Annotated in this window: 11 protein-coding genes; 6 read left to right on the top strand and 5 right to left on the bottom strand. The window is 61.5% G+C overall.

Features of this window, described 5'->3' with window-relative positions:
- Positions 1-20: 20 nt before the first annotated feature.
- The gene (locus tag C6382_RS04030; protein ID WP_256588959.1) at positions 21-3,239 is read left to right on the top strand and encodes a transporter substrate-binding domain-containing protein; all 3,219 of its coding nucleotides are present in this window, start codon (positions 21-23) and stop codon (positions 3,237-3,239) included.
- Positions 3,240-3,326: 87 nt separating this feature from the next.
- Here C6382_RS04030 and C6382_RS04025 read toward each other — a convergent pair whose 3' ends face one another.
- Complete coding sequence (locus C6382_RS04025; protein WP_107023244.1) at positions 3,327-4,346, bottom strand: LacI family DNA-binding transcriptional regulator; 1,020 nt, start codon at positions 4,344-4,346, stop codon at positions 3,327-3,329.
- A gap of 207 nt (positions 4,347-4,553) precedes the next feature.
- Between C6382_RS04025 and C6382_RS04020 the strand changes: the two genes are divergently transcribed.
- On the top strand, positions 4,554-5,093 hold the full coding sequence (locus C6382_RS04020; RefSeq protein ID WP_107023243.1) for a gluconokinase: 540 nt from the start codon (positions 4,554-4,556) through the stop codon (positions 5,091-5,093).
- A gap of 97 nt (positions 5,094-5,190) precedes the next feature.
- A complete protein-coding gene (locus tag C6382_RS04015; protein WP_107023242.1) occupies positions 5,191-6,543 on the top strand; it encodes a GntP family permease in 1,353 nt (450 codons plus the stop codon).
- Between the two features lie 63 nt (positions 6,544-6,606).
- Here the strand turns inward: C6382_RS04015 and yiaY are convergent, their stop codons facing one another.
- Positions 6,607-7,755 (bottom strand): L-threonine dehydrogenase, encoded by a 1,149-nt coding sequence (gene yiaY / locus C6382_RS04010; RefSeq protein ID WP_107023241.1) that lies wholly within the window; start codon positions 7,753-7,755, stop codon positions 6,607-6,609.
- 82 nt (positions 7,756-7,837) lie between these two features.
- Positions 7,838-9,400 carry a threonine ammonia-lyase, biosynthetic gene (gene ilvA, locus C6382_RS04005; protein ID WP_107023240.1) on the bottom strand — a complete coding sequence of 521 codons (1,563 nt, stop codon included), beginning with the start codon at positions 9,398-9,400 and terminating at the stop codon, positions 7,838-7,840.
- 272 nt (positions 9,401-9,672) lie between these two features.
- Between ilvA and wecB the strand changes: the two genes are divergently transcribed.
- Both wecB and C6382_RS24285 read left to right on the top strand, forming a co-directional pair.
- A complete protein-coding gene (gene wecB, locus C6382_RS04000) occupies positions 9,673-10,827 on the top strand; it encodes a non-hydrolyzing UDP-N-acetylglucosamine 2-epimerase (protein WP_107023239.1) in 1,155 nt (384 codons plus the stop codon).
- A 7-nt stretch (positions 10,828-10,834) separates the two neighbouring features.
- Positions 10,835-10,963, top strand: a complete 129-nt coding sequence (locus C6382_RS24285) for a hypothetical protein (protein ID WP_256588957.1) — start codon at positions 10,835-10,837, stop codon at positions 10,961-10,963.
- On the opposite strand, the gene C6382_RS03995 is transcribed toward C6382_RS24285, so the two are convergent.
- Positions 10,938-12,236, bottom strand: coding sequence for an ATP-binding protein (locus tag C6382_RS03995; RefSeq protein WP_107023238.1), 1,299 nt, complete (start codon positions 12,234-12,236; stop codon positions 10,938-10,940). The two genes, C6382_RS24285 and C6382_RS03995, sit on opposite strands and share 26 nt — an antisense overlap.
- Before the next feature lie 7 nt (positions 12,237-12,243).
- A complete protein-coding gene (locus C6382_RS03990) occupies positions 12,244-12,945 on the bottom strand; it encodes a response regulator transcription factor (protein WP_107023237.1) in 702 nt (233 codons plus the stop codon).
- Between the two features lie 157 nt (positions 12,946-13,102).
- Between C6382_RS03990 and C6382_RS03985 the strand changes: the two genes are divergently transcribed.
- Positions 13,103-14,281 (top strand): efflux RND transporter periplasmic adaptor subunit, encoded by a 1,179-nt coding sequence (locus C6382_RS03985; protein WP_107023236.1) that lies wholly within the window; start codon positions 13,103-13,105, stop codon positions 14,279-14,281.

Genomic DNA, 14,281 nt, shown 5'->3' with positions numbered 1-14,281 from the left:
CGGCTCTCCAGGCCCTTGCCATGGACGTAGGTGAGCCGCGCCACCTTCTGCCCCGTTCGATCAGCAGCACAACGTTGGCACTGACCGCCGAAGACCGAAACTGGCTCAAGCACAAGCATCACCTGCTGCTCGGCACCACCATTCCGGATTACCCGCCGTTCGACATCAACGTCAGCCGCAGTGATTATGAAGGTCTGACCGCCGACTACGCCGGGCTGATCAGTGAACTACTCGGTATACAGATTGAGGTCCGGCGCTTTGCCGATCGCGCCCAGGCGATTGCCGCGCTGCATGCCGGCAAGATTGATCTACTGGGCAGTTCCAATGCCTTCGAAGCCGCTGACGCGCAACTGGTACTTAGCCGCCCTTACACCGACGACCAATCGGTGATTGCCATCGGCGCCGGGAAATCCCTGGGGCTCAACGACAAGCTTGCAGGGTTGCGCCTGGCCATGGTCGATCATTACCTGCCAATGTCCGTAGTCACCGCGCTTTACCCGCAGGCCAAGCTGCAACTTTACAACTCCAATCTGGCAGGCCTCTCGGCCGTATCACTGGGACAGGCTGACGAGTTTCTCGGCGACGCGGTCAGCAGTGATTACCTGATTACCCGCATTTACCTGGACAGCGTACAGATCGATCATTTTATCAGGGATCTACGCGGCACCTTCGCCTTTGCCGTGTCCCGCGACAACCCCAACGTACTGCGCCTGGTCAATCAGGCGCTGGACCGCATCGGTGACAACGATCGTTTGAATATTCTGCGACGCTGGACCAGCGGCAGCACCCGAGTGCTGCTCAACCGCAGCAGCCTGAGCCTGAGCGCCGCTGAGCGCCGCTGGATCGAGCAGCATCCACGCGTGCGGGTGGCGATCAACAAGTATTTTGCGCCCATGAGCTTTTACGATGACCATTATCAGTTTCGTGGAATCACTGCCGATATCCTTGACCAGGTCAGCCTGCGCACCGGCCTGAAGTTCGACATTCAAGTGGTCGATTCGATAGCGCAAATGATCAAACAGGTCGAACAAGGTAATGTCGATATCGCTGGTGTGCTACCGCCCACCCCGGCTCGCGAAGGCACTTTGCGCTTCACTCGCCCTTACTTGATTACCCCGCGAGTACTGGTCACACGTACTGATAGCCACAGTCTGAACAACGCCGAACAACTCAACGGCAAGCGCCTGGCGTTGATACGTAACGTCTCCCCGGTCGAAGCCGAACTGCGTCTGCGCTACCCGCAAACCACATTGGTAGCCGTCGATGACCCGCTGTCGCTGATGGAGTCTGTTGCGCAGGGCAAGGCCGATGTGGCCTTGAGCTCGCAGATCAACGCCGCCTATTTTGTCAGCCGCATGTTCAAGGATCGTCTGCAGATCGCCGCGATTTACGGTGACCAACCCGGCATTTACTCGTTTGCCGTGGGCCGTGACGCCACACACTTGCATTCGATCCTCGACAAAGTCCTGCTCAGCATCCCCCCCGACGAAATGACCGAACTGACCGGGCGCTGGCGAACCAATGCACTGATCAGTGACAGCCTCTGGTACAACTACCGCAGGCTTATCCTGCAGATCCTGCTGGGCGCCGGGGTAGTGATCGCGGCGGTGATCCTCTGGAACCGCTACCTGCGCAAACTGATCCAGCAACGCAGCGAGGCCGAGCAGGCCCTTCAAACGGAACTGGGCTTCAGCAAGCATCTACTCGAAGAGTTGCGCGTGGCCAAAGAGCAGGCCGAAGACGCCAGCCGCGCAAAAAGCACCTTCCTGGCGACCATGAGTCATGAAATCCGTACGCCGATGAACGCGGTCATCGGCCTGCTCGAATTGGCCGTCAAAGATGCTGAACAGGGCCGTGCCGACCGCGCTTCTCTACAGGTAGCGTTTGAATCAGCCAATGGCATGCTGGAGCTGATCGGCGACATTCTCGACATCGTACGTATCGAATCCGGGCACATGACCCTGGCACCGCAGCCGACTGACCTCAATGCCCTGGTCAACTCCACCGTGCGGGTATTCGAAGGCAACGCCAGGCTCAAGGGACTGAAACTGGAAAGCGATATGCAACCCACGCAGCATCTGGTCCTGGTCGATTCGCTGCGTCTTAAACAGATCCTCTCGAACCTGGTAAGTAATGCGATCAAATTCACCGATCAGGGCAGCGTCAAGGTCAGCCTTCGGCATCTGGTCCACGGGGATGGACAGCTGCAGGTGACGCTCGAAGTCAAAGACAGCGGCATCGGCATCAGCATTGAAGATCAGCAACGCCTGTTCCGGCATTTTGCCCAGGTCGGTGCGCAAACAGCGCGCCAGGGCACGGGGCTGGGCCTGATCATCAGCCGTACCCTGTGTGAGCTCATGGGTGGAAAATTGAACCTGCACAGTGCCCCGCACCAAGGCACATGTGTCCAGATCACACTGAACCTGGCCCTGGCCGAATCCGCCGCTGATACTGACAGCGAGCCGCAAGCCAGCGACGACAGTATGCCGACGCAGTCTATTCTGGTGGTGGATGATTACCCCGCCAACCTGATGCTGCTCGAACGTCAGCTCACGGTACTTGGCCACCGAGTGATTCAGGCCAGCAACGCTCAGCAGGCCCTGGTACTGTGGCAAGAAGGCGACTTCGATACAGTGATCACTGATTGCCACATGCCAGACATGGACGGGCATCAATTGGCCCGCCAGATCCGCGCACAAGAGCATCGGCTGCAGCTACCCGCCTGCCTGATTCTCGGCCTGACCGCCAATGCCCAGGCCCAGGAGCGCGAGCGCTGCCTGTCCAGTGGCATGAACGATTGCCTGTTCAAACCGATTGGCCTGGCTGAGCTGCGTCGTCATCTGCAGGCGGGTACTTGCCAGGCGCCACTGCCGCAAACCACCGACGATGACGGACACGCCAGCGGCTTCGACATCGACAACCTCCAGTACCTGACCTTGGGCGACCCAACGCTGGTCCGTCGCCTGGTAGGCGAACTGACACGCAGCAACCATGAAGACCTCAATGCCCTGCGCGCCCTGGGCCCGCAGCCTTCGCGCAGCAGCCTGCGCGCCCTGGCTCACCGGATCAAAGGCGGCGCCAAGATGCTCAAAGCGCGCGCTGTGGTGCGCAATTGCGAAGCGCTGGAGCAGGCCAGTCTCGGTGATGCCACGGATGAGCAGCTCAAAGTACTGCTCGATACCCTGGAGCACAGTTTACTGACCCTGGAAAAGCAACTCACCCAAAATCTGGTGCTTTGAAAGCAGCCTCTACGGTGGGAGCGGGCTTGCCCCGCGATTGCGATCTTTCAATCACATCGCATCGCGGGGCAAGCCCGCTCCCATCGTTCAGCTGCTCTCACGGACCACCAGTTCAAAGCCCAGATCCTGGTTGTGCACGGTGCCACGCTTGCCATCGAGCAAGCCCAACAAGGCCTGGGCGGCACAACGGCCAATGGCGGCGCGCGGGGTGCGGATCGAGGTCAGACGCGGGACCATGTGCGCCGAAGCCGGCAGATCGTTGAAGCCGACCATGGCCACTTGTTGCGGCACCTTTACGCCCAGGCGCAGTGCCTCAAGAAGCGCGCCCTGGGCCAAGTCGTCGTTACAGAAGAAAATGCCGTCGACATCGCCATGCTCAGTCAACAACTGCCTGAACAGCTCACCGCCCAGACCAATGGACGACGGCTGCGGCGACAGCACCTGTAGTTCACTGGCAAAGCGCCCCGCTTCGACCAGAGCCTGCCGGAAACCTGCGGCACGCTGCATCACCCGTGGGTCGAGCTGCGCGGCGATGAAACCCAGGCGCTGGCAGCCGCGCTCAAGCAGGTGACGTGCCGCCGCCGCCCCGGCTTGCTGCTGGGAAAAGCCCACCGACATGCCCTGCTCCTGCAGCCCCAGCTCCATCATGTGCACACAGGGCACGCCACTGGCGCTGAGCATTTGCTTGGACGCCTCACTGCGATCGAAACCGGTGAGCAGCATGCCACGTGGCTGATAGGCGAGGTAATTGCGAATCAGGTTCTCTTCTTCGGCGATATCGTAGTGATAGTTACCGATCAGCACTTCAAGGCCGCGCGGGCGCATGACCTCGTGGACGGCCTCCAGAGTCTCGATGAACAGCTGGTTGGACAGCGACGGAATCAACACCACAATCGACTCGCTCTGCGCCGAGGCCAGCGCCCGGGCAGCCGGGTTGGCGACATAACCGAGGGTGGTTGCAGCCAGCTTGACCTTCTCGACCAGCTCCGGGGCAACCGTGCTGATCCCGCGCAAGGCGCGCGAAGCGGTAATCGGGGAGACCCCGGAAAGCCTGGCCACTTCAGCCAGCGTGGGACGACCGGTAGTACGGGAGCCGATGCGGGTCATGGGCGATTTTATTTTCGACTTGCAAAGAATGGGGAATGGGCACTAAGGTAGCGCTGTCTCAGCACACAGGCAATGCATAACTGCAGGTGGCCTGAAATGAGCGTCCAGACTGCTGAATACAAGATCAATAACATCTGGGAAAGAAGCGCCCGAGGCTAATTCAGTCGCGGCCAAAGATAGCGCTATCTTGCCCTGCAGGAGGTACCGATGAACCCACCCCTATCCGCCATCGTGGTCATGGGCGTAGCTGGCTGCGGCAAAAGCTACGTCGGTGCCGCCATTGCCGGTTTGAGCGGCGGTCGCCTGATCGAAGGCGACGACTTCCACCCTGCCGCCAACATCAAAAAGATGAGTGCCGGCATTCCCCTGGACGACGACGACCGTGCCGGTTGGCTGATCCGCCTGGGTGAAGAGATGCAAGCAACCCTCAAGGCCGGCGAACGTCCGATACTGACCTGTTCGGCGCTGAAGAAGCGTTATCGCGACGCCTTGCGCCATGCCGTGCCGGACCTGGGTTTCGTGTTTCTCGATCTCACCCCTGAACAAGCCAGCCGCCGGGTGCTTGCCCGCCCAGGGCACTTCATGCCGGCCAGCCTGATCGACAGCCAGTTCGCGGCCCTCGAACGCCCCAATGGCGAAGCCCTGACCCTGCCCCTGGATGCCACACTGCCGGTGGCGCAACTGGCGGTGCAGGTCGACCTGTGGCTAAAGCCTTGCGGTGAGCCGGTGCTGGCGCGAACGGCCTGATCGGGCGGTTTTCCGGCTCACCAAAGATAGCGCTATCTCAACACCTAAACGCTGCAAATGCTCCGCCCACAACAATGACAAAATGAGGCACTGAACCATGTTCGGTTTGGCAACTGATACCTACCTGCTGCTCGATGCAGTGGTCACCATCGTCGGCTTGGTGCTGCTGATCACCCACTTCAAGGTCCACCCCTTTGTCGCCCTGACCCTGGCCGCCGGTTTTCTCGGCCTGACCTCGGGCATGCCGGTGGCCAAAGTCATGAAATCCTTCCAGGACGGTTTTGGTGGCGTGCTTGGCTTTGTCGGTATCGTCCTCGCCCTGGGTACCATGCTCGGCAAGTTGATGGCCGACTCAGGCGGCGCCGACCAGATCGCGCAGACGCTGATCCGTGCCTTCGGCAAACAGAAAGTGCACTGGGCAATGATGTTCGCTGCGTTCCTGGTGGGCATTCCGCTGTTCTTCGAAATCGGCTTTGTGCTGCTGATTCCGCTGGTGTTCATCGTCGCCCGGCGTTCCGGGGTGTCGCTGATCAAGATCGGTATTCCGCTGCTCGCCGGGTTGTCTGTGGTCCATGGCCTGGTGCCACCGCATCCGGGGCCGCTGTTGGCCATCGGCATTTTCAATGCCGATATCGGCAAGACCATTTTCTATGGCCTGATCGTCGCCCTGCCCACCGCGATCATCGCCGGTCCGTTGTACGGCAACTTCATCTCCCGTTACATTCCGGGATCGCCGTCCCAGGAACTGATGGACCAGATCGCCCGCGAATCCGAGCAAAAGAACCTGCCCAGCTTCAGCGTCACCCTGATCACCGTGCTGCTGCCAGTGTTCCTGATGCTGCTGAAAACCTTCGCCGATGTGGTGTTACCGGCTGAACACATCGTGCGCCAATGGATGGACCTGATCGGCCACCCGATCACCGCACTGCTCGCCGCACTGCTGCTGGCGTTTTATACCTTTGGCGCAGCCCGGGGCTTCTCGCGCCAGCAGATTATGAAACTGCTCGACCAGAGCCTGGCGCCGACTGCCGCGATCGTGTTGATCGTTGGCGCTGGCGGCGGTTTCAAGCAGATGCTGGTGGATACCGGCGTCGGCAACGTTATCGGCCAGATGGCCGTGCACGCGCAGATTTCACCGATCATGCTGGCCTGGCTGGTAGCGGCAGTGATTCGTATTGCCACGGGGTCGGCGACGGTGGCGACCATCACCGGTGCCGGAATCGTGGCACCGGTGATCGGCATGATACCAGGGGTCAACCGTGAGTTGCTGGTGCTGGCTACCGGTGCCGGTTCGTTGATTCTGTCGCACGTCAACGACGCCGGGTTCTGGCTGGTGAAACAGTACTTCAACATGACCGTGGCCGAGACCTTCAAAACCTGGAGCATGATGGAGACCATCCTTTCGGTGGTTGGCATCATCTTTATCATGCTGTTGTCGTTGGTGGTCTGAGGGTCTTATCGCGGGGCAAGCCCCACCAGTCTCCGGTGGGAGCGGGCTTGCCCCGCGATGCTGCTAAAAGGCAGCCTTGAAAATACCTTCAATCTCCTCCTGACCAGCCACCCTTGGGTTAGTCAGGCCACAGGCATCCTTGAGCGCATTGCTGGCCAACGTCGGCACATCCGTTTCTTTTGCGCCCAACACCGCCAACCCCACCGGAATATCAATGTCCCGCGACAGGCGCTCAATCGCCGCAATCGCCGCATCACTGCCCTGCTCTGCACTCATGCCGGACACCTCCACCCCCATCGCCTTGGCTACATCACGCAAGCGCGCGGCGCTGACCTTGGCATTGAAGCGCTGCACATGCGGCAGCAGCACCGCATTGCACACACCATGCGGCAAGTCATAGAAACCGCCCAGCTGGTGCGCCATGGCATGCACATATCCCAACGAGGCGTTGTTGAAGGCCATGCCGGCAAGGAACTGCGCATAGGCCATGTTTTCCCGCGCCTGCAAATCGCTGCCAACGGCCACGGCCTGACGCAGGTTCTGGCTAATCAGCTCGATGGCCTTGATGGCACAGGCATCAGTGATCGGTGTGGCGGCCGTGGAGACATAGGCCTCGATGGCGTGGGTCAGGGCATCCATACCGGTCGCTGCGGTCAAGCCCTTGGGCATGGCCGCCATCAGCGCCGGGTCATTGACCGACAGCAAAGGCGTGACGTTGCGGTCGACGATGGCCATTTTCACATGGCGCGCCTCGTCGGTAATGATACAGAAACGTGTCATTTCACTGGCTGTGCCAGCCGTAGTGTTGATGGCAATCAACGGTAGCTGTGGCTTGGCCGAGCGATCGACGCCCTCATAGTCGCTGATCTTGCCACCGTTGGTAGCGCACAGGGCAATGCCCTTGGCACAGTCATGGGGAGAGCCGCCGCCCAGGGAAATGACACAATCGCAGCGCTCGCGCTGCAACTGTGCCAGGCCTTGCTCGACATTGGCGATGCTGGGGTTGGGTTTGGCGCCGTCGAAAATCGACGAGTCGATGTCACGCATTGCCAGCAGTTCGGCAATACGCTCGGCGACCCCGGCCTTGGCCAGACCGGTGTCAGTGACGATCAGCGCCTTGCGCAATCCGTAACCGGCGATGGCGGTCATCGCTTCGTCGAGGCAGTCGATGCCCATGATGTTGACGGCGGGGATAAAGAAGGTGCTACTCATGGCGAAACCCTCGTGCAATATTCCATTGCTTTCAGGATCCGCCTCTATGCCCGGCCCCGTGTTGATCTGGGGCAAGCCTTGCTCAGCCGAGGAACAATCGATAGGCCGGGTTGTCGGTTTCATCCCAGTAGCGATAACCCATGGCATCGAGGGCCGCGGGCAAGCCGGCCTGTTCCTCTTCAGGCACCTCCAGCGCTGCGAACACCCGTGCCTCAGCCGCACCGTGGTTGCGATAGTGGAACAGGCTGATGTTCCAGCGCTTGCCCAAACGTTCCAGAAAGCCCAGCAAAGCACCTGGACGCTCCGGGAACTCAAAGCGCATCACCCGCTCGTTCGCCCCCGGGCCTGCATGCCCGCCTACCGTGTGGCGTACATGCAGCTTGGCCAGTTCATTGTCGGTCAGGTCAAGCACGTTGTAGTCTTGCGAGCGCAGGCTGGCCAGCAACTGATCACGCGGGTCGTGCTGTGGGTGAGTCTGCACGCCGACGAACAGACGCGCTTCCTTGCCCGGGTAGTAGCGGTAGTTGAACTCAGTGATCTGGCGTTTGCCCAGGGCCTGGCAGAAGGCACGGAAACTGCCGGGCTGCTCCGGGATGGTCACGGCGATGATCGCTTCGCGCTGCTCCCCCAGCTCAGCGCGCTCGGCGACATGGCGCAGGCGGTCGAAGTTGACGTTGGCCCCCGAGTCGATCGCCACCAGGGTCTTGCCCTGCGCCTGCTCGCGAGCGACGTACTTCTTGATCCCGGCCACAGCCAGAGCGCCGGACGGCTCGGTGATCGAGCGGGTGTCGTCGTAGATATCCTTGATCGCTGCGCACAATTCATCGTTGCTGACGGTGATCACCTCGTCCACATAGTGTCGGCACAGCTCGAAGCAATGCGCACCGATCTGCGCCACTGCCACGCCTTCGGCAAAACTGCCGACCTGCGCCAACACCACCCGCTCACCGGCCAGCATGGCGGCCTGCAGGCAGTTGGAGTCCTGGGGTTCGACGCCGATGACCTTCACTTCAGGGCGCAGGTATTTGACGTAGGCAGCGATCCCGGCGATCAAGCCGCCGCCCCCCACGGGAACGAAGATCGCATCCAGTGCGCCCGGCTGCTGGCGCAGGATCTCCATGGCCACCGTGCCTTGGCCGGCGATCACGTCCGGATCGTCAAAGGGCGGGACAAAGGTGGCGCCCTGGCTGTCGGCGAGTTTCAGCGCATGGGCCAGGGCATGAGGAAAACTGTCGCCATGCAGCACCACTTCACCACCGCGCGAGCGTACCCCGTTGACTTTCAATTCCGGGGTGGTGGTCGGCATGACGATGGTGGCGCGCATGCCCAGTTCACGGGCGGCCAGGGCCACACCCTGGGCATGGTTGCCGGCCGATGCTGTGATCACCCCACGGGCTCGCTGGGCCGGGTTCAGGCGGCTGAGACGATTATAGGCGCCGCGGATCTTGAACGAGAATGTCGGTTGCAGGTCTTCACGTTTGAGCAACACCTGATTGCCCAGGGCCGCAGACAAAGCTGGCGCCAGCTGCAGGGGTGTCTCGATTGCCAGGTCGTACACCGGTGCAGCAAGAATGCGCCGCACGTAATCGGACAGCAGGTTCAGCGACGCGGAGGGTGTACGAGGGCTAACGGCAAGGCTGGTCATCAGTGACTCCTGGTTTTTTAAAGTGCCCAGGAGAGAGAGAAAGAACCCGCCTCCAGGGCGGGTTCGGTGCAAGTGCCAGCTAGCCCGCCAAAACGATAATGGCGGTAATAATGCTGTGCTGAGGCGACTGCAGGAATGTGTTCATGACGAGGAAACTAGCGCAGGGCTGCAGTCAAAGTCAAGCGGGCTTGCCTCGCGATCAGGCCCGACTGGACATCCCTGCCTTCGGCTGCTTGTATCTACACTCTACAAAACCGCAGAAGCACACAACGATGGCCTACACAGTCATGCTGGTGTTTGGCACCCGTCCCGAAGCCATCAAGATGGCCCCCTTGGCGCAAATATTGCGGCTGTGGCCAGGCATCGAGCTGAACATCTGCGCCACCGGCCAGCACCGGGAAATGCTTCAGCAGGTGCTCCGGGATTTTGGTCTGAGTGTGGATGAAGACCTGCGGGTAATGGCGCAGAACCAGACCCTCAACAGCCTCTCGCAGCAATTGCTGGCACAGCTGGACGCCACATACGCCCGGATCCAGCCAGATATCGTCCTGGTCCATGGCAGCACCACCACCAGTTTCATCGCCGCCCTCGCCGCCTTCAACCGCCAGATCCCCATCGGTCACGTCGAAGCCGGGTTGCGCTCCGGCGACCTCAAGTCGCCCTGGCCTGAAGAAGGCAACCGGCGCCTGACCTCAGTGATTGCCAACTTGCACTTCCCGCCCACCAACCGTGCGCGCGACAACCTGTTGCGCGAAGGCGTGGCGCCAGAGCAGATCGAAGTCACTGGCAACACCGTCATCGATGCCTTGCTGTGGATGCGCGAGCACTTGATCAAGAGCCGCTGGAAGCCGGGCGCAGGCTCCCCGCTGGCGCAGTTGCGCGATGACCAGCGCCTGGTGCTGATCACCGGCCACCGTCGGGAAAACTTCGGCCAGGGCTTCGAGCGCATCTGCCTGGCCCTGGCGGAACTGGCCCTGCGCTACCCGGACGTACAGTTCGTGTACCCGGTGCATCTCAATCCGCAAGTGCAAAAAGCGGTGTACGCGTTGCTCTCGCACCGATCGAATATCCTCTTGGTGGCGCCTCAGGATTACCAGCATTTCGTCTGGTTGATGGACCGCGCCTACCTGATCCTCAGCGACTCCGGTGGCATCCAGGAGGAAGCACCGGCCCTGGGCAAGCCACTGCTGGTGCTGCGTAAAGTCACTGAACGGCACTCGGTGCTCGAAGGCGGCACTGTGAAGCTGGTGGGCACCCAGACCGAACGGATCGTCAAGGAAACCAGCCTCCTGCTTGACGACCCTGCAGCCTACAAGCAGATGAGTCATGTCTTCCTCCCCTATGGCGATGGCCATGCCAGCGAGCGTATCGCTGAGCGCCTGAGCCGCTGGCTTGAGGAAAAAACCCTGGAGCGCGACGCCCCATGAGGCGCCGATGACCGAATGCGAGTACGCACGGCTGGGTGGCAATGCCCTGATCAATGCCGATGAAGCCCTGTACCAAGCCAAGCATGAGGGCAAGCACCGCTATGTGCCGTTCAGCCCCGCGGCAGACGAATTCTGAACTGTGCGCCCCCCAACGCCGACTGGCTCACGGTCAACGTCCCACCCTGCCCTTCGATCGCCCGCCGACTGATCGCCAGCCCCAGGCCAAAGCCGCCGGTGGCGCGATCGCGGCTACGGTCCAGGCGGTAGAACGGCTGAAAGATCAATTCACGCTGATCAGCCGGAATACCGATACCGTCATCCTCGACGGTCAACAGGCAATGTCCTTCGGCATCCAGGCTCAGGCGCAGCAACAGTTGCCGGTCGCAATAACGCATGGCATTGCGCACCAGATTTTGCAAAGCCCGAGCGGTGAGCCTAGGGTCAAGGATGAAGCGCGGCAGGTTGTGTTCGGCAAGCACCTGCCATTCGATGCCGCGGCCATCGAGCTCTTCGGCAAAGCTGCCAAGGATGCTATCGACCAGCTCCAGCAACGACACCTCGACGCGTTCACGCGCCTGGTCGGCGTTCTGCAAACGGCTGTAGGACAACAACTCAAGCACCAGTTCGTCCAGCTCACGCACATGCCCGACCAGCTCCAGCAAGCGCTTGCGGCAGTGCGGCGGTACTTCGTCAAACAGCAGCACCAAGCCAAAATCAAGCCGGGTCAAGGGGGTACGCAGCTCATGGGAAACGGCGTTGAGCAGTTCACGTTGCTGGGTCAGCAAACCCTCGACATCCTGGGCCATGGTGTCGAACACCTCGGCCAGTTCACCGATGTTCGAGCGCGCCGGGATCTGCGTACGCTCCGACAAGCGCCCCTGGCCCAGGCTCCGGGCGGTTTCCTTGAGACGCTCGAGGTCACGCCAGTGCGGCCAGACCCAGAGCAGCAGACAGCCGAGCAAGGCGGCAACGATCAGCACCGTGACGCCCCACGAGATCAAGTTGATATCCAGTGGATCCGGGGGATTACGCAGCTCCACCGCCCAGGTTGCGTCCAGGGGGGCCAGGGCCGAGTTGTAATAACCCCAATCTCCCAGGCGTACGACATTCTCGCCGGCCGCCAGGCGCGCCCGGTCGGCATGCGCCAGGCCGATCTGGTCCTGGCGCCGAAGCTCGATCTGCAGAGGGGCAAAATCCGCTGCCAGCTCGCGCTCAACTGCCGGCCACTGCTCCACTGGTACCTGCTGAAAGCGTTCGACAATGAGCTTTTGCACGCCCTTGGCCTGGTTCAGGTTGTAGGCGATGAAGCGCTCATGAAACGCCCCGACAATGGCGTCGGGAATCAGCAACAGGGCACCGGCATATGCGGCGATGATCACCAGGTACAGGCGAATCAGGATCTTCAACATACCGCTGTCAGAACTCCCACTCGAGGCGGCTGAACAGGTAGCCCTTGCCCCACACGGTCTTGATCTTGCGCGCTTCGCCGGCGCTGTCGTCGAACTTGCGCCGCAGTTTGGAGATCGCCACATCCACCGAACGGTCGGTGCCATTGAACTCGATGCCGCGCAGTTGTTGCAGGATGCGGTCGCGGCTAAGCACCACACCGGCATTGCGCGCCAGTACCACCAGCAGGTTGTACTCACCGCTGGACAGTTCCACCCATTGCTCGCGCCAGAACACATTGCGTTCGGCCAGGTCGATGCGCAGGCCACCGACCACGATCAGGTCACTTTCCAGGCGCGGCTCATTGATGCTGCTGCGGCGCAGCAAGGTCCGCACCCGGGCCAGCAGCACCCGTGGTTCGCAGGGTTTGGTGACATAGTCGTCGGCACCCATCTCCAGCCCGAGCACCTGATCATGACTGTCATCTCGGGCGGTTAGCATGAGGATCGGCAAGGACTGCGACTCGGCGCGCAACAGGCGGCAGACCTGCAGGCCATCAAGGCCGGGCAGCATCAGGTCGAGGATCACCAGGTCCGGTTTGCTGCGGCGGGCCTCGGCCAGCACGTGATCACCACGGGCAATCACCGTAACGCAGAAATCATTGCGCTGCAGGTAGCTGGCGATCAATTCGGACAAGGCGCAGTCGTCTTCGACCAGAAGGATATTCGGCATGGCTAGTTTGACAGGCTGGGAAAGTCAGGCAAGGATATAGGACCTTGCGCGCAGCCAGCGCAACCCTTCACACTTTTTCACACTCGGCCTACACAGCTTAACAGTTGGACGTTGGCCTCCTGCCTTAGCATTGCCGGGTCATTTATGGAAGATCCGCATGTTCAGTTCAAGCCCCCTCCGTCTGCGCGCCCGGCTGCCGCTGTTTGCCATCGTGCTGTCCCTGAGCGCGTGCAATGACAGCGCCCTCGAAGAAGAGCAGGCGCCGCCCAGCACCGTCAGTATCGAGACGGTGAAGATCCAGCCCCTGTCCATCAGCACCGAGCTCAATGGCCGCATTCTCGCTCCGCGCTCTGCCGAGGTCCGTGCCCGTGTGGCCGGCGTGGTACTCAAGCGTGTGTACCGTGAGGGTAGCGACGTCAAGCAGGGCGACGTGCTGTTCCGCATCGACCCGGCACCGTTCCAGGCAGACTATGACAGCGCCCGCGCAAGCCTGGCCAAAGCCGAAGCCAGCCGCTACCAGGCACGCCTGCAGGATCAGCGCTACCGTGAACTGATCACCATCAACGCCGTCAGCCGCCAGGACCACGACAACGCCCGCGCCGCGCTGATGCAGGCCGACGCTGCCGTCGCCGAAGCCAAGGCAACGCTGGAGCGCGCGCGGCTGAACCTGGGCTACGCCACCGTCACCGCGCCGATCTCCGGACGCATCGGCCGCGCCTTGGTAACCGAAGGTGCCTTGGTGGGAGAGAACGAGAGCACGCCGCTGGCGACCATCCAGCAACTGGACCCGATCCACGCCGATGTGACCCAGTCGACCCGCGAGCTCACCGCCCTGCGCCGCGCCCTGCGCGCCGGCGAGCTGCAACAGGTGGGCCAGGACCAGGCCGGCGCTACCCTGATCCAGGATGACGGTACACCCTACCCGCTGCCGGGCAAGCTGCTGTTCTCCGACATCAGTGTCGACCCGAGCACCGGGCAGATCACCTTGCGCAGCGAGTTCCCCAACCCGGACCTCGACCTGCTGCCCGGCAGCTTCATTCGCGTACGCCTGGAGCAGGCTATCAAGCAGCAAGGTATCAGCGTGCCGCAGCGCGCCATCTTGCGTGACAGCGCCGGCAACCCACGGGTATTGCTGGTCGATGCCCAGCAGCGCATCAGCGAGCGCCCGGTGGTGCTCGGCGGCGTGCAACACAACCGCTGGATCGTCAGCGAAGGTCTGGCGCCCGGGGACCGGGTGGTGATCGAAGGACTGCAGCACGTCAATCCAGGCGACCAGGTACAGGTCGACAACGCGGGCAAGGACGCCCCTTCCATCGTTCAGACCACTGGCCAGTGA

Origin of the sequence: Pseudomonas sp. BBP2017 (assembly GCF_003024385.1) — a bacterium.
Lineage (GTDB): Bacteria > Pseudomonadota > Gammaproteobacteria > Pseudomonadales > Pseudomonadaceae > Aquipseudomonas.
The sequence above is the reverse complement of the archived record's forward strand: the minus strand, read 5'-3'. Positions and strand labels throughout refer to the sequence as shown.